4 protein-coding genes are annotated in these 24,833 nt (G+C 45.4%); all 4 read left to right on the plus strand.

Annotation, left to right across the window (positions count from 1 at the left end; all coding sequences use genetic code 11):
* Nucleotides 1-12: 12 nt before the first annotated feature.
* The 4 genes from AC3B6G_RS08250 to AC3B6G_RS08265 all read left to right on the plus strand — a co-directional run bounded on the left by AC3B6G_RS08250 (nt 13) and on the right by AC3B6G_RS08265 (nt 24,481).
* Entirely contained in the window at nt 13-9,969 is a 9,957-nt protein-coding gene (locus tag AC3B6G_RS08250; RefSeq protein WP_489849939.1) for a beta strand repeat-containing protein, read from the plus strand.
* A gap of 4 nt (nt 9,970-9,973) precedes the next feature.
* Complete coding sequence (locus tag AC3B6G_RS08255; protein WP_489849940.1) at nt 9,974-14,452, plus strand: hypothetical protein; 4,479 nt, start codon at nt 9,974-9,976, stop codon at nt 14,450-14,452.
* A gap of 113 nt (nt 14,453-14,565) precedes the next feature.
* The gene (locus tag AC3B6G_RS08260; protein ID WP_489849941.1) at nt 14,566-18,471 is read left to right on the plus strand and encodes a hypothetical protein; all 3,906 of its coding nucleotides are present in this window, start codon (nt 14,566-14,568) and stop codon (nt 18,469-18,471) included.
* Entirely contained in the window at nt 18,380-24,481 is a 6,102-nt protein-coding gene (locus AC3B6G_RS08265; protein WP_489849942.1) for a beta strand repeat-containing protein, read from the plus strand. The genes AC3B6G_RS08260 and AC3B6G_RS08265 overlap by 92 nt, the downstream gene beginning before the upstream one ends.
* Nucleotides 24,482-24,833: the final 352 nt, after the last annotated feature.

Below are 24,833 nucleotides of genomic sequence, written 5' to 3' on the forward strand. Positions count from 1 at the left end.
GGGTGAATATACTTGATATATAATAAATTTGAATTTAAAAAAGTTAACGATAAAAAAATAATGAAAAAAGTTAAGAAACAATGGGTTGTTGTGTCTGCCTCCCTTTTCACTGTCATTGGAGGATATGGATTAACTCACATGATTCAATCCAATGCGACGACGGTTCATGCCGATACTACATCTGATGCCAATCATGGAAGTTCATATTCTAGTGATAGTAGTAATAGTATTTCTTCAGCACCAGTTTCTGTTGCTTCTCAATCATCAGATGAAGGTTCTTCAAATGCAGTTAGTTCTTCTGAAAGTACAAGTGAAGTAACTGCTAGTTCATCTGATACTACTTCTAGTGATACGGCAGTTGATTCCAGTTCAAGCGAAGAGAATGCAAATGTTTCTAGTAATATTACCACTGAAAAAAATGCAGAAGTATCTGGTGCTTATAATTCTAATAGCAGTCAAAGTGATGTTGTTAAGAGTAGCAATAGCGATAACACTAGCGTGAACGTAAGTAGTCAAAATGATAAAGTTAGCGTAAATGCAAATACTTCAAGCGTTGTCCCAAGTAGTACATATGATAACGCTACGCAAGCTAATCAAGTCGTAAGTAGTAACAGTAACAATGAAAGTGCTAGTAATAGTGCTAATGCTAATGAGTTGAACCAAAGTACGATTCAACAAGCAAACGCCAATGCTACTACTTCTAGTGAAGAACAAGTGCAAAAAGTCCAAACAACAGTTAATCAAACTGCTTCTTTAGGCTCTGCGAATACCAACAGTTCTAATTCCGCTGATGCACAAGGTTCATCAGCATCTAGTTTGTCTGCCGGTGATCATGGTAAGAGCGCTGTTTCAGTTGCTGACGATGCTTTAGCTAACGCTGTAATGAACTCTAATAACGCTTCGTCTGCTATGAACAGTTTAAGCGTTAATGCCTCAGTTACTGCTCAAGCTCTTTGGACAAAGTTTAGTGACAGTGATACCCAATCACTCGCTAATAGTGCACTTTCTACTTTGAATACTAATGTTCAAACTGCATCCATGCATAATTTAACCGCAAGTGCTAATACCACTGCGGTTCTTTCTGCAAACCTTCAAACTCATGAATATGCCAGTTTAGATGCTCAACAAGCAAGTATGAACATGAGTAACGTTGATAATGCTAAATTAGCAATGTCAGCTGCTAGTGTAGCAGTTACGAGAGCAAACCAAGTTAATGATGACTCGGTTGCTGTTGATAGTACTGCTTCGGCTTTTGCACAATTACAAACGATTTTGAATAATAATCCGGACATTAATGATGCCATGGTAGTAGCATTTGCTTCAACTTCTAGTGCTGTTGATGAAACTGAATTGACTTATCGAGATGCTGATTATCAAAATTTTACTAATAGTTATACCACGATTGCAGGCATTCAAGCAGCCATCTCAAGCCTCAATAATGCCGGAACTCTTAATAGTGCTAAAACAACAGTACAAAGTGCTCAAGATTTAGTTAGTAATTTAGCCGCACCAATTAATGAAGCTAGAATTTTAGCAATTCGTTATCCAAATTCTGCTGCGAGTTCAGCTTATAAAGCTGCTGTTACAGAATATGATCAACAAAAATCTAACTATAATCAAGCTTTGATCGATAGTGTTTATGTCAGCTACACTGATTCAGCAGTCACATCATTGTCAACTCAAATTAATAGTTTGTCTTCGGCAACCAATCCTGATCAAGATAGTGTTGTTAGTATTGGAGCCCAAGTTAGTGCTGCTATTTCCAATGCCAGTGCTTATTCAGCAAATGCTAACGGCGTCTTGAGCAGTTTACAAGCTGGGTCAACTGCTATTAGTGGTTATGCAGTAAGTGCATCGAATGCTACTAGTACAATTGCATCGAATGCCAATGCTTTTGCCGGTAACATGTCTGCTGCTTCTGGAGTCGTTAATGTTTCCAATGCAACGGATTTTGATGCCGCAATGCAAAATACAGCTATTACGCAAATTAACGTTGATTCTAGCTTTAACTTGGAATCTTCTTATGCTGCTTCTACAGATTCTAATGTTTCAGTTGCTAACAGCGCAAGTAGTTTTGTAATTAATGGACTTCAGATGAACGGTAGTAGTAATGCCATCGACTTCGGAGGAGCATCTTATCAATTAGCTACTTCAAATGTGACAATGGAAAACATTGGTGCTTATGGAACGAATGAAAATGGTCCTGTTACGACCACAGCTACAAGTGCCAATATGTACTATGATAACTTTAGTTATACCGGTGCGGCATTATTTAACAATAATACTGCTAACGTTTACTTTGGGAATCAAGTTAATACATCAGATACCAAGAATCCTAATTATGCAACTGGTGATAATCCAACAGTAAGTACGATCAATGTTCATACTGGTGAAAATTACACGATCAATAATTCTGGAACTGGTAGTGACGGTAATTCTTACAATGTGAATGGATTTCACTTTACTAATCCAAATGATAATAGTAACACTAACGATGCGAATGGAAATAGTTTTACAGGTAATGGTAATGGGAATGACACTGTCATTGCTAAAAATGTTGAATTTTTACCAGGAGTAACATATACAGGCTATACTTATGATGGTAATACTTTAACCATTGCAGATGGTGGAACCGCAACGATTGATCACGGAACAAATGTTAATATGGATATCGCTGGTTTTGGTACTGGTCAAAATAATTCTAGCGGTTTGGATTCTGCTATTATGCTTCTAAACAAGGGTAGTGTAAACGTTAATGCTGGTGCAAATCTAAACATTACGCCGATTATGCTTCCTGACTATTCAATTACAGCCACAGTTAATTCACAGTGGCAAGAAAATTCGGGATTACAACAACAAACTGTTAACGCTTCTCAATTACAGGGGGCAATTGTTTCTAATGGTGCTGCAAACGTTAACATTACTAATGGTGCATCGGTTAACATTGTTGCTAAGGGTAGTGGTGCAACCAATGCTCACGGGAACGTTTATGATTTAGTAAATAGTCAATGGGGGCCTAGTAATGGTGATGTTCATCAAGGAAGAGGTTTAATTGACCTATCACCTAATTCAACGGTTACTTTGGATAATCAAGGTAAATTAGCAGCTAATATTTCTAATACTGGTACTGGTACTCAAATTTCATTAGTTCATATGCAACATGGATCAATCTTTAACTTTACGAATACCTCTAATCTTGATTTAGGAATGGATGGGGATTCGACATGTAACTCAACCGTATTTGATTGTGCGGCCACTTTTAATGTTCAAAATCCACAACAAATTATCCTTGACTTGCACAATAATACAGCCAGTGGAAGTAAGTTAATGAGTAGTACCTCATTCTTCAATGGAACTTACGTTTCCGTAACTGATAAAAATGGAAATGTGTATGGACCATTCAAGACTGCTAACTTTGGTTATGATAACACGAACGTTACGGTAAGTAACTCTGGTACTATTTCAGGTGGAACTGCTATGCCTGCCGGAAGCACCTTTAATAGATATCTAGAAATGGATCATGTTGCAGATACCTTAGTTGGTGGTCTTAAGTATGATCCAATTACTGGTGTTATGACTGGTTATGCTACGCCAGGTTCATATATTCGTGCTTCTTATGTTTCTCCTCAAACGGGAAATATTGCTCCACAAACAGTTAATATCACAACTGACAAAATGTACACAGATCCAACTGATACTAGCACAAAGCCAATCACTAAGAACCTGTATGTTGCTAAAACTGATGCCAAAGGTAACTGGAGCTTCACTGTTCCAGAAAATTTCAGAAATGCAGTTAAAGCTTCCAACGATAACTATACAACTCTTGTTTATTCTCATTTAAATAACGTTAAGGATCAATTTTCGACTACTAACCTTCAAGCTTATCTTGATGGTGAAAATGATGCTTCAAATAGCAATGATAGTACTGATGCTGATAAAGATTCTTATAAGAATGGGATTGACTATAACAATGGATACACGGCTGGTAAAGCAGCTTTAACTTTTGATAATGGAATTTATCAAAGATCAATTCACTATCAATTAGGTTATGAAAATGGTTATACCAATAAACCTGACGTTTCTGCTAATCCAAATAAGGATGCCACAATTAAGAATGCTTCTGCTGCAGATAACAGTTATTCCTTAGCAAGTAATGCCACGAGTAGTTCTGCCTCAGCAGCAAATAAGGCTGCGGCTACCTTTAATAGTGGCGATTACGACTCTAATAATAGTTTTGTTACTGAAATGGGATCTTCCACTGGTTCTAGTGCTTATAATGGTGGATATGCTAAAGCTGATAGTGCCTATGCAAGTACAATGAGAAGCTTAGCTGTTTCAGCATCCGCTATAGGACAAACACAAGCATATAATTCTTACACTGATTTGGCCAATGAATTTGATAAAGATGCTAGTTTTGCCGCAAGTAATGCCAACACTGCTTCTGCTTATGCCATTCAACAATCTGATGCTGCACAGTCAGCCACTAATTATCCAAATTCTACTGGTTTTATTTCGTTTAACCAAAATGGTAGCTACTACGTTAGCTACACGTCTTCGTTTGCTTCAATTGCTAAGAGAAATGTGAACTCTGCTCAAGCAATTGCCCAATTTGACAATGATGATCCAACCATTAAAGATTTGCAAGTTAAATATATTGGGACAGTTGTAACAGCTCTTAGTAAGTATAATGATTCACTAAACAGTGAAGCTGATGGAATTGATGCCATTAATCAATCACTTGGTGCAAGTATTGCTGATATGATTTCAAATTATAACCAAGCTAGTGTTCAAGCTACTGATGCAACTGTTCAAGCATCTCAAGCGATTGCAAATATGAGCACTGCTAGATCATTTGCTCAAGATAGTGCAACTGCTTTACAAGCTGGGGCCTTTCTTCAATTGGCATTATCTAACTCAGCTGTTTTAAGTTCTTATGTAGATGCAACTCAAGTAAGTAACTTGAAAGTAGATGAAGACTCTAAGGCAATTTCCAATGCGTTTGCAAGTTTAAGTGCAGCTGATAGTCAAATGACAACCACATCAATTGCTGCCAGTTCAACTGCCTATGTTGAACGTCAATTAGCATCAATTGCCCGTTCTGTTGCTGCCAACGGTAATAAAGCTGATGGAATTGCAAGTATGGCGTCAATTGTTGCTTCTTCTGCGGCAGCTATAGCTGATAGTGCTAAACCGTCAACTAGTAATGATGCATCAGAAGCTACAAGTGCCAGTACGGTTGCAAGTGATGCAGCAAGTAGTGCTACCGATACGGCAGGGAAAGCTTCTATTAACGCTAGTTCTGCCATTTCGAAAGCTGAATCTGAAGCTTCAATGAATCCAGCCAATAGCGCTGCAATTTCTGCTGTTACATCAACCATTGCTAGTGCTGCTTCAAATGCATCAGCAGCTTCATCGACTGCCCAAAGTGCAAGTAGTGCAGCTCAAAGTGAAGCATCAATTGCCAATTCACAAATTGCTTCAATTACTTCGGCATCTGGTGCAATTTCAGTTGCATCTGCTAGTGCTAGTGCTGCTGTTTCAAGTGCAAAAGCTATTTTAAGTGGTGGAGGATCAAATACATCAGAGATTCAAAGCAAAGCTGAATCAGCCCTATCTTCTGCGGAAACTGCAGCAAGTACTGCCTCAGCACAAGTTGATTCCATTAACTCAGCATCTTCTACAGCGCAATCAGCTGCTGCTAAGGCAAAGGAAGCTGCAAGCACTGCCAAAGCTGCTGCTAGTGCTGCTGCAGATGCTTTAAATGTAATTACAAGCAATGCTGGATCACTAAGTAGTTTTGCATATAACAGTAGCGCAGATATTGATGCCGCTAATAAGATCATTTCTGAAGCTAATTCAGCAAGCTCAACGTTTGCTAGTCAATCTGCTAGTGCAGACATTGCTGCTTCAAGTGCTAAGGCAACTTACAGTGATATTACGAACGGGTATAATGATGCTCAAAATATTTACAATTCAGCATCTGCTACCGAATCACAAATGACTTCCTTAGCAACTAATAATGCTTCTAATACTGCAATTCAATCGTATAGTCAAAATGCTTCCACTGCCTATGCTTCTTTGATTGTGGATTGGAAATCAATGCAGGCTCTAAGTTCAACGGCTTCTTCTTACAACGCGACAATTACTGCTGCTATCGCTAGACAATCTGCTTCTGATATGGCTAGTTTTAGTAGCACGGTCACAAGTGCCAAAAGTTATGCAAATGCTGCAATTTCATATGCCAATGCCGGGAATAGTGCTTCAGCTAAGGATAATTTAACTTCAGGTAATGTTGAAGTTGTTCAACCAATGTCAATGGCAACACAGGCTTCTGATGACAACTCGACTATTCAAGCAGATTCGCAAGCTTTAACAGATTTGAATACCAAAATGAGTGGTCTTAAAGATAAGATGAGTGCTCAATCTAGTGCTATTCAAAGTGATTATGATGCCGCTAAAGCAAATAGTTCAGCATCAAGTGGTGGTTCAAGTGCAAGTAGTGCTGCAAGCAGTATTTCAGGTCAAATTAACACTATTAGCAGTGCTGCTTCTGCAGAATTTGATAAGATTAAACAAGACAGTATTTCTGCTAATTCAGCAAGTGTTTCGGTAAATAATTACTACACCAGTGGTTCATCAGATGCTTCAACCATGACTAGTATTGCTAATGATGCAGTTAACTCAGGCAATCCAATAATCACAAGTGCTTCAACCGCTATTAGTAATGCTTTTGGAACTTTAACTAGTTTATCGGCTGATGTAACTAATCAAAGTTCAGTCGCTAACTCGGCATATACTGATGCTTCAAATCAAAATAGTTCTATTGGCAGTATTTCAGCTGTCGGTAGTTCATATGCTAGTTTAGTTAATAGTTTGGAAGTAAATATTAAATCAGACGTGGCTGCTGGTAATATGTCAGATGCGCAAACCTTATTGAATTCTGCTAACCAATATGTAGATAATGCTAATGCAATTATGACTCAAGCAAGTGTGGCATCGAATCAAATTACTGCTGATCAAAATCCTGCTGATTCTGCTGCAAAGCAAGCTTCCTTGGATGCTTCAAGTGCTGCTGTAGCATATGCAACCATTCAAGCAGAATTGAATTCCGCTCAAGATGCCAGTGCTGCTGATAGCTATGCTTCTGCTGCTAAGAGTGACGCTAGTTCCGCTGCTAGTTCTGCCACTGGTTCAAATGGAGCCGGTAGTAGTTCTTCTGAAGCTAGTTCATATGCTTCTGATGCATCGAATGCTGCTAACTCGGCTTCTGCTAATGCCCAAAGTGCATCTAGTAACTCCGCTAAGACATCTAGTTATGCTAGTTCTGCGGCATCCATTGCAGCTGCGAACGCAAGTAATGTCACGATAAGCTCTGCTAACTCTGTCGCTCAATCTGCATCTATTGTCGCTAGTTCGGCTGCTTCCGATGCATCTAGTCAAGCTGCGATCGCATCCAGTGCGGCTAGTCAAGCTGGTTCCGATGCCAAGGTTGCTAGTTCACAATCTGCCATCGCAAGTAAAGCAGCTTCCGATGCCAGTTCTGCTGCTAGTGTGGCAAGTTCCGCTGCTTCTAAGGGTGATAGCTCCACGGCTTCATCCGCTGCTGCTGTCGCAAGCAATGATTCTAATTCTGCCCAAAGTGCTTCGATCGCCGCAAGTAATGCGGCTGCTGACGCTAAGAATGAAGACAGTAAGGCGCAAGCTGCATCTACGGCCGCTGCTAATGATAGTTCCGCTGCTTCCAATGCTGCCGATAGTGCTAGTTCGGCTGCTTCCAAGGCCGCTAGTGCTGCGACCGCAGGTAGCAATAGTGCATCTAACACTTCTAACGCGGCTGCGAATGCCAGTGACGCTGCTAACCAAGCACGGACAGCTGCTAACTCGGCTGATAGTTATGCTAAGATCGCTTCTGATTCCGCTAGTGCTACTAGTTCTGCTGATGCTGCAGTCATCAATGATTCTAATGCTATCAATACTACATCTAGTGCCATTGCTTCAATCGCTAACGATGCCGTTAACTCTGGTAACCCCGTGATTGCATCTGCATCTAGTGTTGCTACTTCAGCAAGTTCAGTTGCCTCCAGTGCTTCTAGTGACGCTGCGATCGCATCTAGTCAAGCTGCTAGTGCTAAGAGTGCGGCAAGTACTGCTGCCTCCAGTGCTGATAGTTATGCTTCCGATGCAAGTAACCAGGCATCGAACGCTTCTAGCTATGCTTCAATTGCCAATAGTTACTACAAGGCTGGTAACCAAGCTTCTGGAGATGCTTACAGTAATTCTGTAAATACTGCTTCACAAGCTGCTGCTCAAGATGCTACGAATGCACAAAGTGAAGCGGTTATTGCGCAATCGAACGCTAGTTCGGCTTCTAGTGCTTCGGTTCGTGCGGCTAGTGATCAATCAGCTGCTGATGCTGCGAAGGCCTCCGTTGATGCGGCCTTGACTAGTGCCCAAGCTGCTAGTGCCGCCGATAGTTATGCTTCCAAGGCTTCCAGTGAAGCCAGCGAAGCATCCAGTGCTGCCACTGGTTCCAATGGAGCCGGTAGTAGTTCATCGATCGCCAGTTCGGCTGCCAGTTCCGCTGCTTCTGATGCTGCTTCGGCTTCTAATAGTGCCCAAAGTGCTAGTTCTGAAGCTAGTGCAGCTTCTAGCAATGCTAGTGCCGCCGCAAGTGCGGCCTCTGCTAACCCAAGTAACAGTACGATCAGTTCCGCTGCTTCGACTGCTAAGAGTGCGGCAAGTACGGCCAGTTCCGCTGCTTCGAATGCCCAATCAGATGCATCTAAGGCTTCTAGTTATGCTAGTCAAGCTAGTTCAGATGCTAATACCGCATCCAGTGCGGCTTCTGATGCTAGTTCGGCTGCTTCACAAGCAAGTATTGCTCACAGTATCGCCAGTTCGGCTGCTTCACAAGGGGATAGTTCCGCTGCCTCATCCGCTGAACAATCCGCTAGTTCTGCTGATTCCAAGGCTAAGGCTGATTCTAGTGTAGCAAGTTCCGCTGCTAGTGCGGCTAAGAGTGCTGCAGATTCTGCTAGTGACGCATCTAATGCTGCCAGTGCCGATAATTCAACTGCCAGTTCCGCTGCCAGTCAAGCTTCGAGTGCCAACAGTGACGCCCAAAGTGGAGCCAACAGTGGGAACTCTAGTTCTGCTAATAGTATGTCAGATGCAACGAGTGCGGCTGCTTCCAGTGCCAATGCTGCTAACTCTGACGCTTCTAAGTACGCTAGTGAAGCGGTTTCTGCTGCGAACGCTACTAGTGGCTTCAACACCACAGTAAGTAACAATGCTTCGCTTGCTGCAAGTATTGCCAGTGCTAACACTAGTGATTCCGTGGTATCCAGTCAAAATAGTCTTGCTAAATCGGCATCTAATACTGCTAGTGCGGCCTTATCCGATGCGATCGTTCAATCATCCGCTGCATTAAGTTACTCCACAGAAGTATCCAGTGCGGCTAGTGTGGCAAATAGTAATAATACCACTGCTAGTTTTGCGGCTAGTCAAGTCAACTCCTTGGTATCGCAAGCAAATAGTGCCTTTGCGCAAGGTAACAATAGTTTGGGTAGTACCTTTGCTTCCCAAGCTAATACTGCCTTAGCTGGTATGAGTGGTTACCAAAGTGCTGCTACGAGTGCCGCTTCCGTTGCAAGTAGTGTGACTGCAAGTGCCTCAGTAGCTGCTTCGAAGGCCATCAGCGACCAAGCGGTCGCCAGTTCGATGGCTGATATTGCCATCAAGGCTGCTTCGAACGCAAGTAATGCCAGTGGTGGTAGTTCTGCTAGTTCCGCTATCAGTAGTATCAGTTCTAACATTGCTTCCTTAGCTAATTCCGCAAGTGGCGACATCACTGCAGCTTCGATCGCTAATTCCCAAGCAGCAAGTGCTTCTGCGGTTGTCAGTGCGGATTCAAGTCAAGGTGCTAGTTATGCTGAAACGGTCGCTAAGATGACCGATTTGAGTCCTTAATTCTATGAACCGTTCGAACTCAGTGATCGCTAGTGCTTCAGCAGCGATCTCCAATGCTAATAGTGCACTCAATAGTTTAAGCGCTGATGCTACCAAACAAAGTTCCATTGCCAGTGGGGCTTATTCCGGTGCGCAAACTAATTACAATAGTTTGACGAGTGCCCAAAGTGTTGCTTCTAGTTATGTTGTATCTGCTAACTCGCTTGCTACGCAAATCTCTAATGACGCTGCCGCTGGAAATGCCATTGCAGTATCAAATGATGAAAAATTAGATTCGCAAACTGCTTCCAGTGCCAACACCTTGTTCAGTAGTGCCCAAGGTTACGCTAATGGGGTCGACAGTCAAACTAAGGTTGCTCAAAGTGCAGCTAGTCAAGCTATCAATGATGAAAGTTCCGCTAACAGTATCTTAGCTACGATCAGCAATGAAGTTGCTAGTGCCCAATCTGCTAGTGCCGCTGATAGTAGTGCTCAAAAGGCAGCTACTGAAGCTAGTGGAGCTAGTGCGTCTGCTTCTGGGGCTGCAATTAGTTCATCCGTAGCTAGTTCGGCTGCTACCATTGCTTCTAATGATGCTCAAGGTACTTCTAAGAACGCCCAAAGTGCTTCTACGAATGCCAGTGCTGCGGAAAGCGACGCTAACTCTGCGGCTGCGATCGCTTCTGCAAATCCAAAGAACTCCACGGTCAGTTCAGCAACGTCAGTTGCTAAGAGTGCCGCTAGTCAAGCAAGTTCCGCTGCTTCCGATGCGCAATCACAAAGTATCATTGCCTCATCTGCTGCCAGTCGGGCTGCTTCTGATAATACTGTCGCAAGTAGTGCGGCTTCCTTAGCCAGTTCTGCTGCTAAGGATGCTAGTTCGGCTGCTAGTGTGGCTAGTTCTGTTGCTAGTCAAGGAAATAGTTCCGCTGCTTCATCGGCTGAAGCGATTGCGAGTGCGGATTCGATCATTGCATCCAGTGCATCGAGTGCGGCCGCTAGTGCGGCTTCTGACGCCCAAAGTCAAGAGAACTCCGCTAGTGCGGCAAGTAATGCGGCTGCTAACGATAGTAGTACCGCTAGTTCCGCTGCTAATACGGCCAGTTCTGCAGCCAATACGGCTTCGAATGCTGCCAGTGCCGGAAGTGGGAGTGCATCTAATACTTCCCATGCCGCTGCGAATGCAAGTAATGCTGCGAACGAAGCTTCTGCTGCTGCTACTGATGCTGATAAGTATTCTGTAGAAGCATCCAATTCCGCTAGCGCAACTAGTTCCGCTGATGCACAAGTCATCGCTGATTCCACTAACGTTAGTTCCACTTCTAGTGAGATCGCAAGTATCGCAAGTGCAGCCGTTAACTCTGGTAACCCCGTTATCAGCAATGCGGTAAGTACGGCTAACTCTGCGAGTGCCGTTGTATCCAGTGCCTCCAGTGACGCTGCGATCGCATCTAGTGACGCTGCTAGTGCTAATAGTGCCGCAAGTACTGCTGCTAAGAGTGCTGATAGTTATGCTGCTGATGCAAGTAGCAAAGCTTCGATCGCATCTAGTGCTGCTTCGACTGCTAATAGTTACTACTCCGCTGGTAACCAATCCTCTGGAGACGCATTTAGTAATTCTGTTACTGATGCAAGTAATGCTGCTGCTCAAGATGCTACGAACGCTCAATCACAAGCTTCGATTGCCCAATCTGCTGCCAGTTCCGCATCCAGTGCTTCGGTCCGGGCTGCTAGTGATCAAGCTGCTGCCGATGCTGCCAAGGCTTCCGTTGACGCTGCTTTGACTAGTGCTCAAGCTGCTAGTGCCGCTGATAGTTCTGCTTCTAAGGCTGCTAGTGAAGCCAGTGAAGCTTCCAGTGCCGCTACTGGTTCCAATGGTGCCGGTAGTAGTTCTTCTGAAGCTAGTTCCGCTGCTAGTCAAGCTAGTTCAGATGCTTCCGCTGCTTCTAACAGTGCCCAAAGTGCAAACTCTGCATCTAGTATCGCATCCAGTGCCGCTAGTGCGGCTGCCAGTGCTGCCTCTGCTAACCCAAGTAACAGTGCCATCAGTTCCGCTGCTTCGACTGCTAAGAGTGCTTCCAGTATTGCTAGTTCCGCTGCTTCTGATGCTCAATCTGATGCTTCGAAGGCCTCCAGTGCCGCTAGTCGGGCTGCTTCCGATAACAGTATTGCATCCAGTGCGGCTTCTGATGCTAGTTCTGCTGCTAGTCAAGCCAGCATCGCTCACAGTATTGCTAGTTCTGCGGCCTCAAATGGTGATAGCTCCGCAGCTTCATCGGCTGAACAATCTGCTTCATCTGCCGATTCCAAGGCTAAGGCTGATTCCAGTGCGGCTTCATCAGCTGCTACAGATGGATCCAAGGCGGCTAACGATGCTAGTTCTGCTAGTGCCGCTGCATCCAGTGCGGCAAGTACCGCCAGTTCCGCTGCTTCCACGGCATCCAGTGCCAACAGTAACGCCCAAAGTGGGGCTAATAGTGGAGCATCCAGTTCCGCTAATAGTATGTCTGATGCTACGAGTGCTCAAGCATCATCTGCCAATGCTGCTAACTCTGACGCATCCAAGTACGCTAGTGAAGCGGTTTCCGCTGCGAACGCAACTAGTGGCTTCAACACCACAGTAAGCAACAATGCTTCGCTTGCTGCAAGTATTGCGAATGCTAACCCAACTAACTCCGTGGTCAGTGGTCAGAACAGTGTGGCTAGATCCGCATCTAATACCGCTAGTGCAGCCTTATCCGATGCCATCGTTGAATCTTCCGCTGCTTTGAGTTACTCCGCTACGGTATCTAGTGCTGCTAGTGTTGCTAATAGTAACAATGCCAATGCTAGTTACACTGCTAGTCAAGCTAACTCTTTGATCTCGCAAGCTAATAGTGCCTTCAGCAAGGGTGACAATAGTACTGGTAGTACCTTTGCTTCTCAAGCTAGTGCATTGATCGCTGGTATGAGTGCTTATGAAACTAGTGCTACGAGTGCGGCTTCCGTTGCCGTTAGTGTCACTACGAGTGCTTCTGTTGCTGCTTCGAAGGCCATCAGTGATCGAAACGTCGCTAGTTCCATGGCTGATATCGCCATCAAAGCTGCTTCCAATGCAAGTAATGCCAGTGGTGGTAGTTCCGCCAGTTCGGCTATCAACAGTATCAGTTCCAGCATTGCTTCCTTAGCAACTTCTGCTAGTGGCGATGTAGATGCTGCCAAAGCTGCAAGTATCGCAGCAAGTTCTGCTGCAACTGTTGTTAATGCTGATTCCGCAAAGGGATCCAGTTACGCTACGACTGTTAATAGCATCATGAACGATAACACGAACTCATCAAATGCTACTAACCCCGTTATTACGAGTGCATCTGCTGCGATCTCAAGTGCTAACGTCGTTCTTAACAGCTTGAACAACGATGCTTCTAACCAAAACCAAGCTGCCAGTGCTGCATACAGTAATGCCGTTGTTGATTACAATGGTTTAACTAGTGCTGACGCCACTGCAAAGAGTTACGTCGCTTCTGCTAACTCGCTTGCTACGCAAATTTCAAATGACGCTGCTGCTGGTGACGCCAGTGCCGTTGCGAAGGACGAAAGTTCCAATGCTGCGGTTGCTGCCAGTGCCAACACCTTGTTCAGTAGTGCCCAAAATTCTGCTAATGATATCGACAAGCAAACTAAGGCTGCTCAAAGTGCAGCTACCCAAGCCATCACCGATGAAAGTGCTGCTAACAGCGTCTTAGCTGTCATCAGTGCTCAAGCTAGTTCCGCTGCAGATGCTAGTGCTGCTGATAGTAGTGCTAAGAAAGCATCGAGTGAAGCAAGCAATGCATCGAGTGCCGCTGGTTCTAACGGTACTTCCAGTGCTTCCGCTGCAACTAGTTCAGCTTCCGCTGATACTAGTGGTGATTCTAGTGCAACTAGCTCTGCTGCTAGTCAAGCTGGTTCCCATGCTTCCGATGCCAGTTCCGCAGCTAGTGCTGCTAAGAGTGCCGCTTCTGCTAACCCAACTAACAGTTCGATCGCCTCTGATGCTTCTCGGCATCGAGTGCGGCTTCAATTGCTAGTTCCGCTGCTTCCGATGCTTCTAAGCAATCAAGTATCGCTAGTTCCGCTAACTCCATTGCCAGTTCTGCGAACTCCGATGCTAGTTCCGCTAACTCCGATGCCAGTTCTCAAGCTTCGATCGCATCTAGTGCCGCTTCTGCTGCCAGTTCGGCTGCGCAAAGTGGTAACAGTTCGGCTGCTTCCTCTGCTGAATCTGCTGCTAGTTCCGCTGCTAGTGCTGCATCCAGTGATAGCAACAAGGCTAGTTCCGCTGCCAGTGCTGCTAAGAGTGCCGCTTCTGATGCTGACAGTGCTAAGAGTGCTGCTTCAAATGATAACAGTACTGCTAGTTCCGCTGCCTCCACTGCATCATCTGCTAATAGTGCGGCTCAAAGTAGTGCCACTAGTGGTGGTTCCAGTTCTGCTAGTTCCGCCAGTTCTGCTGCATCATCCGGAAGTGCTGCCACCATTAGCTTAGCTAGTGGGGCCGATGCTAATGCTAAGGTCGCTAGCCAAGCTGCTAGTGTTGCTAGTTCTGCAACCAGTGTCGTTCACAGTTACTCCAACACTGCTGATCAAGACAGTGCCATCATGAGTGGCTATGTTGCCAATAACTCTAGTAACTCCGCTGTAAGTACTGCTAACTCCAACTTCCAAAGTGCCAGTGCTGCTTTGAGCTCGGTTGCCAAGAACGCCGATGCTGCTAACAGTTCTGCTGCTTCCGATTACAGTGTGGCAAGTACTGCTGCTAGTCTTGCTGATAGTGTTAATGCGAGTGCCGTTTCCAATGCGAACATGGCCAGTGTTTATGCTGCGCAAGCTAGTGAAGCCGTTCAAGCTGGTAATCTTTCCGATATCACCAAGTTCAATAGCTTAGCTACGAGCTACGCTGATCAAGTCGTTAGCTCCGTGGCGACGGTAAGTAGTTACGCTTCCAATGCCGCTACTGCTACGAAGGCTGCTGAAGATGCTTCTTCCGTTGCTTTGAGTGACGAAGCTCAAGCTAGTGCTTTGAACGATTCGATCGCTGCTGCGATGAGTGCTGCTTCGACTGCTAGTGGTGCTGATAGTTATGCTTCTAATGCATCTAGTGATGCAAGCATTGCTTCTAGTGCTGATGCCGGTACTAAGAAGGATTCCGCAACGGTAAGTTCCATTACTTCCGATGCTAAGAAGGCTTCTGATGCTGCTGGTTCCGATGCTAGTTCTGCCCATGCTCAAGCAAGTTCTGCTTCTAACGCTGCTAGTGAAGCTGCAAGTATCGCATCTGGGAACAGTGCTTACAGTTCCGCTGCTTCGACTGCCAAGAGTGCCGCTTCCGTTGCCAGTTCAGCTGCTTCTGATGCTGACTCCGCAAGCAAGGATGCTAGTTCCGCTGCTAGTGCCGCCGAAAGTGACAATGCAATTGCCAGTTCTGCTGCTAGTGCTACTAGTTCCGATAATTCCTTAGCATCCAGTGCTGCTTCTGATGCTAGTTCTGCTGCTCAAAAGGGTGACAGTGCGAAAGCTTCGACCGATGCAAGTATCGCATCTAGTGCCGCATCCAATGCCATCATCAACTCTAATGCTGCTTCCAGTGCTGCTAATGACGCTAAGAACCAATCCAGTGCGGCCAGTTCGGCTGCTAGTCGGGCTTCTAGCGATAACAGTACCGCTAGTTCCGCTAATAGTACGGCTTCCAGTGCGGCCAGTTCCGCATCCAGTGCTAGTTCGGCTGCTAGTTCCGGTACTTCTGGTAACTCCAGTGCTTCTGCCAGTGCTAAGAGTATTGCTGATAAGACCGCTACTTATGCTTCTGGTGCTGATAGTGATGCTGCCAAAGCAAGTACTGATGCCAGTGAAGCTAACTCTGCTGCGGCCGTAACTTCTGGTTACAACAGTGCTGCTACGAGTGAAGCTGCCGTTGCTTCTAGTTTTGCTAGTGCCAATGCTAAGAACAGTGTGGTCGCTAGTGCTAATAGTGCGGCTAGTTCTGCTGCGGCTCAAGTATCAGCCTTTAATTCAGATGCGATCGTTCAAGCAAGCATCGCAACTAGTGCTTACCAAGTTGCTAGTTCCGCTGCTAGAAGTGCCGACCAAGCTAACACGAATGCTTCGACGGCTGATTCAAACGTTAACAACTTGATCAGTCAAGCTAATAGTGCTTATGCTGCCGGTGATGTTGCTGGTGGAAGTATCTACGCTAACCAAGCTAATACGTCTGCTGCCAGCATGGCGCAATACGAAACTGATGCCTCGAACGCTTCGATCGCCGCTAGTTCGGCTCGGGTAATTGCTGATAGTGCTGCTGCAAAGGCCATCGCTGATGAAAGTTCTGCTTCTGCCTTTGCTAGTTCCGCTGCTAGTGATGCCTCGAATGCTTCGAGTGCTGCTAGTCAAGCTAGTTCCGCTAATAGTGGTTCCAGTGCCAATAGTAGTTCTGCTAACTCTGCTAAGAGTGCTGCTAACTCTGCATCAACTGGGGCTCAAACGAATGCTAACTTAGCTAGTCAATATGCTAGTGAAGCTGTTTCATACGCTAAGACTGCTAATACAGATACTGCCGATGCTCAAAAGGCATACAACAGCGTTAGTGCTTTAGCTAGTCAAAACGCATCTAACACTTCCTTAGCTAGTTATGCTACGCTTGCCAGTTCTGCTATGGCTGCCGTTAGTGCTGCTGATAGTGATGCTAACGTTCAATCTAGTATCGCGGTTAGTGCTAACAGTTCCGCTCAAACGATCAATTCCGCTAACTCCGCATTGAACGCTAGTGTAGTTGCCGCATCCAGTGCTGTAGATAATTACGACAGCTTAGCTAATTCCGCTTACTTAGCTGGTAGTACCGCTCAAGGTGATAGCTACGCTAAGGATGCTACTTCTCAAGTTGCTTCTGCTAGTTCATACGTTCAACAAATTGAAGCTAACTCCACTGCCATCCAAAGCTACACTAACATTGCAAGTAAGGCTGCTGCACAAGCATCTGCTGATGTTCAAACCGTATCCTTCAATGCTAGCGTAACTTCCAGTGCTTCGAGTGCGGCTAGTTCTGCTTCTGATAATGGTTCTAAGGGATCTAAGGCTGCTAGTTCTGCATCTAGTGCGGCTAGTTCCGCTGCTAGCGCAACTTCTAATGATGTAACTTCAGTTAGTGCTGATAAGTCAGCTGCTGATAGTTATGCTGCAGTTGCTAGTTCTGCTGCTTCAGTAGTAAGTTCTAATGCCGTCCTTAACAGTCAAACTGCTAATGAGATCAACAGCTTCTACAGTGCTAATACTACTAATTCCACGATCAAGAGTGCTTCTGCTGTTGCATCTAGTGCCATGATCGTCATCAACAGTGCTAATACTGATGCGCAAGTTCAAAAGCAAACCGCTTCTGATGCTGACTCCGCTGTAAATAGTGAAGTTGCCGTTGTAAGTTCCGCTAACACTGTTGCTCAAAGTGCTAATACCCAAGCTAATGTTTATGCTATCCAAGCTGCGAGTGCTTACAATACTGGAAGTATTTCCCTAGCTGACAACTTTACTTCATTGACCGAAAGTTATGCTTCGATCGCTGTTTCCAACGCTAACATTGCTTCTGATGCTGTAGTTGCTGCTGCTAGTTACACCAACACGGCAAGTACTGCTGCAAGCAAGGCGGTCGATGATGAAAACCACGCAAGTATTGCTGCTGCTTCCATGAACAGTGCGGCTAGTGATGCATCCAGTGCTAATAGTTCTGCTAATAGTGGGGCTAATAGTTCTGCTAGTTCCGCTAGTTCTGCTGCATCTAGCGCTAACTCCATCGTTAATAGTTACGCTAGTGCTGCCAATGCTGATGCAGCTAATGCTGAACAATACTCTATCAATGCATCCAGTGCCGATAGTGCCGTAACTAGTTATGCTAGTGATGCTACTGCTAAGAGTGCTTCTGTTGCAGCGATCATTAGTGCTAACTCCAGTAATGCAAGCAATGCGACGATCAAGTCCGCTGCTTCAACAGTCGCTAGTGCTAGTTCCGCAATCAGTGGTTTGAAGAGTGATGCTGATAATCAAAACGCAATTGCTAGTTCCGCTGCTAAGACTGCTGAATCAGCTGCAAGTCAAGCTGACAAAGATAGTCAAGCTGCTAGTTCCAATGCTAATATGGCCAGCGTCTTTGCTAGTCAAGCATCATCTGCTAATGCTGCTCACAACAATACTGATGCTGCTAAGTTCAACTCTACAGCTGCTAGTTACGCTAGTGATGCTGAAGGGGTCATCAGTGATGCTAGTTCTGCTGCTGCCGCTGCTAAGACTGCTACGGACACTGCATCAACTGCTGCTAGTTCCGCTGAAGCTGACCAAAGTAAGGCTGCTGACTTAGATAAGACGATCAGTGCTGCTGTTACATCTGCCCAAAATGCTAGTGCCGCTGATAGTTATGCATCCGGTGCTTCTAATGATGCAAGTATCGCATCTAGTGCTACTTCTGGTGCTGATGATTCATCTAAGGCTGCTGGTTCTGCTGCTACTAGTGCTGCTAGTGAGTGAAGCTAGTTCCGCTGCTAGTGATGCATCCAGTGCTGATAACTCTGCTAACAGTGCATCTGCTGATGCATCTAAGGCTGCCAGTGCTGCTTCTGCAAATCCTAAGAACAGTGCGATGAATTCTGCTGCTAGTGCTGCTAAGTCTGCTGCTAATGCTGCTAGTTCCGCTGCTAGTGATGCATCCAGTGCTGCTACCAGTGCTGCATCCGCTGCTTCCAGAGCTGCTAGTGAAAGTGGAATTGCATCTAGTGCAACTTCTGATGCTAACTCCGATAACTCTGCTGCATCCAATGCTGCATCCGCAGCCAGTGCTGCTGCTCAAAGTGGTGACAGTTCAACTGCATCTGCTCAATCGATCATTGCTAGTTCTGCAGCCAGTGCTGCTAAGAGCGCTAGTGCCATTGCTTCTAACGCTGCTAGTGCGGCTCAAAGTGATAACAGTGATGCTTCATCTGCTGCATCTAGAGCTTCGAATGATAGTTCTGCTGCAAGTTCAGCATCCAACGCTGCAAGTTCTGCTAACTCAGCTGCTTCTAGTGCTGCATCTGGTGCTAACTCCGGCTCAAGTTCCGCTAGTTCTGCCAGTTCCGCTGCTTCCAATGGTAGTGCCATCATCATTAGCTTAGCAAGTACTGCTGATGCCGATGCTAACTCCGCTAGCGTTGATGCAAGTATTGCATCCAGTGCTGCTAGTGTCGTTGCTGCTGATAGTTCAACTGCAACTTCCGATAGTGCGGTCATCAATAGTATTGCTACGCAAAACAGTGGTAACTCTGCAATGAGTAGTGCATTGAACTCCTTCAACTCCGCAAGTACTGCCGTATCCGGTTACAATACTGATGCCCAAGCTCAAAAGAGTGCTGCTAGTTCCGCTTACGTGGTTGCTAGTTCCAATGCTGCCATCGTTGATAGTATCAACACGGTTGCTAAGTCCAATGCTACAATGGCAAGCATCTATGCTAACCAAGCAAGTACTGCTGCTGTTAATGGTCAATCAGATGATCAAATCAATGCCTTGAACAGTAGTGCTGCTAGTTATGCTGCTGCTGTTGTAAATGCTGAAAGTACTGCTAGTGCTTATACATCATCCGTTGCAACTGCTACTGCTAGTGCTAAGAGTGCTGCTGATAAGGCCGTTGCTGATGAGAACAGTGCCAATGCTGAAATGGGTGTTATCAGTAATGCCATGAATTCAGCTAACGCTGCCAGTGCTGCTGATAGTTCCGCATCGAAGGCTGCTAGTGAAGCCAGTTCTGCTGCTAGTGATGCTTCTGGTAAATCTGGTGCTGGTTCTAATTCTGCTAGTGCTAGTTCTGATGCATCTGCTGCATCCAGTGCTTCTAATGATGCTAGTTCTGCTGCTTCTAAGGCAGGTAGCAATGCTAGTGATGCATCCAAGGCTGCTAGTGAAGCTTCCTCAACTGCTTCTGCTGCTTCCAATAACCCAGCTGCTAAGAGTGCTGCTAGTGATGCAAGTAAGGCCGCTTCAACTGCCAGTTCTGCTGCTAGTGACGCAAGTATTGCATCGAGTGCCGCCAGTTCTGCTAATAGTACTGCTAGTTCCGCTGCTAGTGATGCATCTAATGCATCCAGTGCTGCTAGTTCTGCTGCTTCTGCTGCATCTAGTGCTGCTAGTGATGCAAGTAAAGCTGCACAAAGTGGGGACAGTTCCGCTGCTAGTTCCGCTGAAAGTAAAGCATCCAGTGCTGCTGCTAGTGCTTCTGCTGACAGTTCGGCTGCAAGCAAGGCTGCAAGTATTGCCAGTTCTGCTGCTTCCGATGCTAAGAGTGCTGCTTCCCGTGCTGACAACGATAGCTCGATCGCTAGTTCCGCTAATAGTGCTGCTAGTTCCGCTAACTCCGCTGCTTCTAGTGCTTCCAATGCTGCTAGTTCCGGTGCTTCTGGTAACTCCAGTGCTTCTGCTTCTGCTAATAGTATTGCCAGTGCAACAGGAAGTTATGCTTCTGGTGCTGATGCCGATGCTTCTAAAGCCAGCGTCGATGCCAGTGAAGCTAACTCCGCTGCTGTCGTAACTTCTGGTTACAACAGTACTGCTACGAGTGAAGCTGCTGTTGCTTCAAGCATTGCTTCTGCTAATGCTAAGAACAGTATCGTTAATAGTGCTAACCAAGCTGCCAGTTCTGCCGCTTCATTAGTTGCTAGTTACAATGCTGATGCTTCTAACCAAGCAAGTATCGCTACAAGTGCTTACCAAGTTGCTAGTGCTGCTGCTAAGAGTGCCGACCAAGCTAATACCAATACCACAACCGGGGTATCTAACGTTAATAACTTGATCAGTCAAGCTAATAGTGCCTTTGCTGCCGGAGATACTGCTGGTGGAACTCAATTTGCTAGTCAAGCAACTTCTGCTGCTGCATCCATGGCTCATTACCAAACTGATGCATCGAATGCTTCGATCGCTGCTAGTTCTGCTCGAGTAATTGCTGATAGTGCTGCTGCTAAGGCTAAGGCTGATGAACAATCTGCTTCTGATTACGCTAAGAGTGCTACCTCCGATGCTTCAAATGCTTCAAGTGCTGCTAGTCAAGCCAGTTCGGCCGCTAGTGGTTCAAGTTCTAATAGTAGTAATGCTTCCAGTGCTAAGAGTATTGCTAACAGTGCATCTACTGGTGCTTCAACTAATGCTAAGTTAGCAAGTCAATATGCTAGTGCTGCTGTTTCCTACGCTAAGATCGCTAATAGTGATACTGCTAGTGCTCAAACTGCTTACAACAGTGTTAGTGCTTTAGCTAGTCAAAATGCTGTTAATACTTCATTAGCTAGCTACGCTAAGATTGCAAGTGCAGCAATGAGTTCTGTTAATGCTGCTGATAGTGATGCTAATGTTCAATCTGGTATTGCTACTAGCGCTAATAGCTCAGCTCAAAGTATCAATTCTACTGATGCTGCTTTAGTTGCTGCTAATAGTAGTTATGTTGATGCCGTAAGTGTTGCTGATAGTAATGCTAACTCCGCTTACTTAGCTGGAAGTACTGCTGATGGCTATGGTGATAGCTATGCTAAAGCCGCTAGTGATGCTGTTTCAGCTGCTCAATCAACTGCTAACCAATTGGTTGCTAACTCCAGTGCAATTCAAAGTTACACTAACATCGCAAGTACTGCTGCTAGTCAAGCTTCCAATGATGTTCAAACCATCAGCTTGAACGCAAGTATTACTTCTAGTGCATCCAGTGCTGCTAGTTCTGCTGCTTCAGGTGGTTCTAGTGCTGCTAGTGGTAACAGCTCAGCTTCTAGTGCTGCTAGTTCTGCTGCTAGTGCGATCGTTATCGATGGTAACGTTGCTAGTGCTAATGCATCTAATGCTGCTAAGTACTCTGCAGAAGCCAGTTCTGCTGCTACAGTTGTAAGTAACACGACTTCAAGTGCTTCGAACGTTGCTAACGAGATCAATAGTTACTACAACAACAACACGACTGATTCTGTTCTTAAGAGTGCTCACGAAACTGCAACTAGTGCCATGAGTGCTATCAATAGTGCTAATAGTGATGCTCAAATTCAAAACAACACAGCATCCAGTGCTTACAGTGCGGTCGTTAGTCAAGTTAGTGTGATTGCTGCACAAAGTTCTGCAGTTGCAAGTGCTATCAGTGTTATTGCTTCTAACTCTATGAATGCTTCTGTTGCCCTTGCTGGTGGTAGTTACACTGCTGCATCTAGCTACACTGCAATTGCTGAATCCGCTGCTGCGGTTGCCAGTGATGATGCTGTAGTTGCATCTAGTGCTGCTGCTAATACGACTAGCTTAACTGGTGTTGCCAGTGTTGCTGCAAGCAAGGCAATCGATGATGAAAATACTGCTAGTTTAGCATTTAGTAAGATGAACAGTGCTGCTAGTGATGCTTCAAGTGCTAATAGTTCAGCTAATAGTAGTGCAGCTAGTTCCGCAAGTTCTGCTAGTTCTGCTGCTGCTTCTGGTAGCAAGCAAATCTTCAGTTTCGCAAGTACTGCTGATGCTGATGTAAATGCTGCAAGTATTGCTAATAGTACTGCTGCTAGTGCCGCTAGTGTTGTTGCTAGTGACAAAGCCGTTGCTGATCAAGATAGTGCGGTTATGAGTGGTTACATTGCTGCTAACTCCGGTAACTCCGCTATTGCCAGTGATGCGAAGGTATTCAGTTCTGCTAGTGCTGCTGTTTCAAATTACAATTCTGATGCTCAAGCACAAAAGAGTGCTGCCAGTTCTGCTTACAGTGTTGCTAGTTCTGCTGGTGTAATTGTTGATAGCATCAACGTTGCCGCTAAGTCCAACGAAGCCATGGCTAGTCTCTATGCTAGTCAAGCTGCTTCCGCTGTAACTGCTGGTTCATCTGCTCAAGCTACTACTTGGAACAGTATGGCTGCTAGTTACGCTAGTGATGTTACGAATGCTATCGGTTCTGCTAGTCAATACACTGCTTCTGTTGCTACTGCTACTTCAACTGCTCAAAGTGCTGCTAAACAAGCCGTTTCTGATGAAAGTGCTGCTTCTGATGAAATGAATACGATCAATGGGGCCATGAGTGCTGCTAGTGCTGCCAGTGCTGCTGATAGTTCCGCATCGAAGGCTGCTAGTGAAGCTAGTTCTGCTGCTAGTGATGCTTCTGGTGAATCCGGTGCTACTTCAAATGCATCCAGTGCTAATGATGATAGCTCTGCTGCTAATAGTGCATCTAGTGATGCCAGTTCTGCTGCTGCTGGTGCTGGTAGTGATGCCAGTGATGCTGGTTCCGCTGCAAGTGCTGCTGCCTCAACTGCTTCTAATGCTGGTGATAACCCAGCTGCTAAGAGTGCTGCAAGTGCTGCAAGCAAGGCTGCCTCAACTGCTAGTTCCGCTGCTAGTGATGCTTCGATCGCATCTAGTGCTGCTAATAGTGCATCTAGTGCGGCTAACAGTGCTAACAGTGCTGCTAATAGTGCCAACAGTGCTGCAAGCAAGGCTGCATCTACGGCTAGTTCCGCTGCTAACGCTGCATCTAAGGCTGCCCAAAGTGGTGACAGTTCCGCTGCTAGTGCTGCTGAAAGTACGGCTTCTAATGCTGCCAACAGTGCTTCTGCTGCCAGTTCTGCTGCTAAGAGTGCTGCTAACGATGCCAGTTCTGCTGCTTCTGCTGCTAAGAGTGCTGCTAGTCGGGCTGACAATGATAACTCCATTGCTAGTTCTGCTGATAATGACGCTAAGTCTGCTAATAGTGCTGCATCCAGTGCATCCAGTGCAGCAAGTTCCGCTGCTTCTGGTAACTCTAGTGCTTCTGGTTCTGCTTCCAGTATTGCCAACGCAACTAGCGTAATTGCTAGTGGTGCCGATGCTAATGCTAATGCTGCTAGTCAATATGCTAGTGAAGCTAATAGTGCGGCTGCTAAGACTTCTGGTTACCTTAGTGATGCCAATAGTCAAGCTGCGGTTGCTTCTGGTTTTGCCTCTGCTAACGCTACGAACAGCTTAGTTCAAAGTGCTAATAAGGCTGCTAGCGATGCTGCTTCTGCGGTTGCTAGTTTGAATACTGATGCTACTAGCCAAGCATCAATCGCAACTAGTGCTTACAAGGTAGCTAGTGCCGCTGCAAATAGTGCAGATCGTGATAATGCTAATGCAAGTGCCAGTGCATCAACTGTTAATAGTTATGTAGCTGCTGCAAATAGTGCATTTAGTGCCGGTAGTATTACTAATGGTAGTATCTTTGCTAGTCAAGCCAGTGCTACTGCCAAGGATATGATCAAGTATCAAAATGATGCAGTTGCTCAATCTGATGCTGCTTCATCTGCTACGATCGTTGCCTCTAACGCTGCTGCTAAGGCAATTGCCGATGAAAGTTCAGCTTCTGCTTATGCTCAAAGTGCTGCTTCTGATGCTAGTTCTGCATCCAGTGCTGCTAGTGGAGCAAGTTCCGCTGCTAGTGGTTCCAGTTCCAACAGTAGTGCTGCTAATTCCGCAAGTGCTATTGCTTATAGTATTGCTGCTGCTGCTAATACGAATGCTAGTTTAGCTGTTTCTTATGCTGGTGATGCTGGCTAAGTATGCAAGTATTGCTAATAGTGATACTAATAGTGCTCAAACTCAATTTACTAGTTTGACTAACTTAGTTAACCAAAACGAAAACAAGAATAACGCTGTCTTGAACAGTTACTACAATGTTGCTAGTTCCGCAATGGCTAGTTTAACTGCTGCTAATAGTGATGCTCAAGATCAAAAGAGTATCGCAAGTAATGCTGCCAGTGCTGCTCAATCAGTTAATGTTACTGATTCCGCATTAGTATCTGCTGTTAATAGTGCATCAAATGCCGTTAATGTAGCTGATAGTAATGCTAACTCCGCTTACTTAGCTGGAAACTTAAGTGCTGCTAGTCAATACTCAACGGCTGCTGTC

It is taken from the genome of Nicoliella sp. ESL1149, assembly GCF_058107265.1.

Excerpts from the sequence above, each read along its gene's own strand:
- AC3B6G_RS08255 (WP_489849940.1), top strand. The coding sequence starts at position 9,974 with ATGAACCGTTCGAACTCAGTGATCGCTAGTGCTTCAGCAGCGATCTCC.
- AC3B6G_RS08260 (WP_489849941.1), top strand. The coding sequence starts at position 14,566 with ATGAGTGGCTATGTTGCCAATAACTCTAGTAACTCCGCTGTAAGTACT.
- AC3B6G_RS08265 (WP_489849942.1), top strand. The coding sequence starts at position 18,380 with ATGATGCAAGTATCGCATCTAGTGCTACTTCTGGTGCTGATGATTCAT.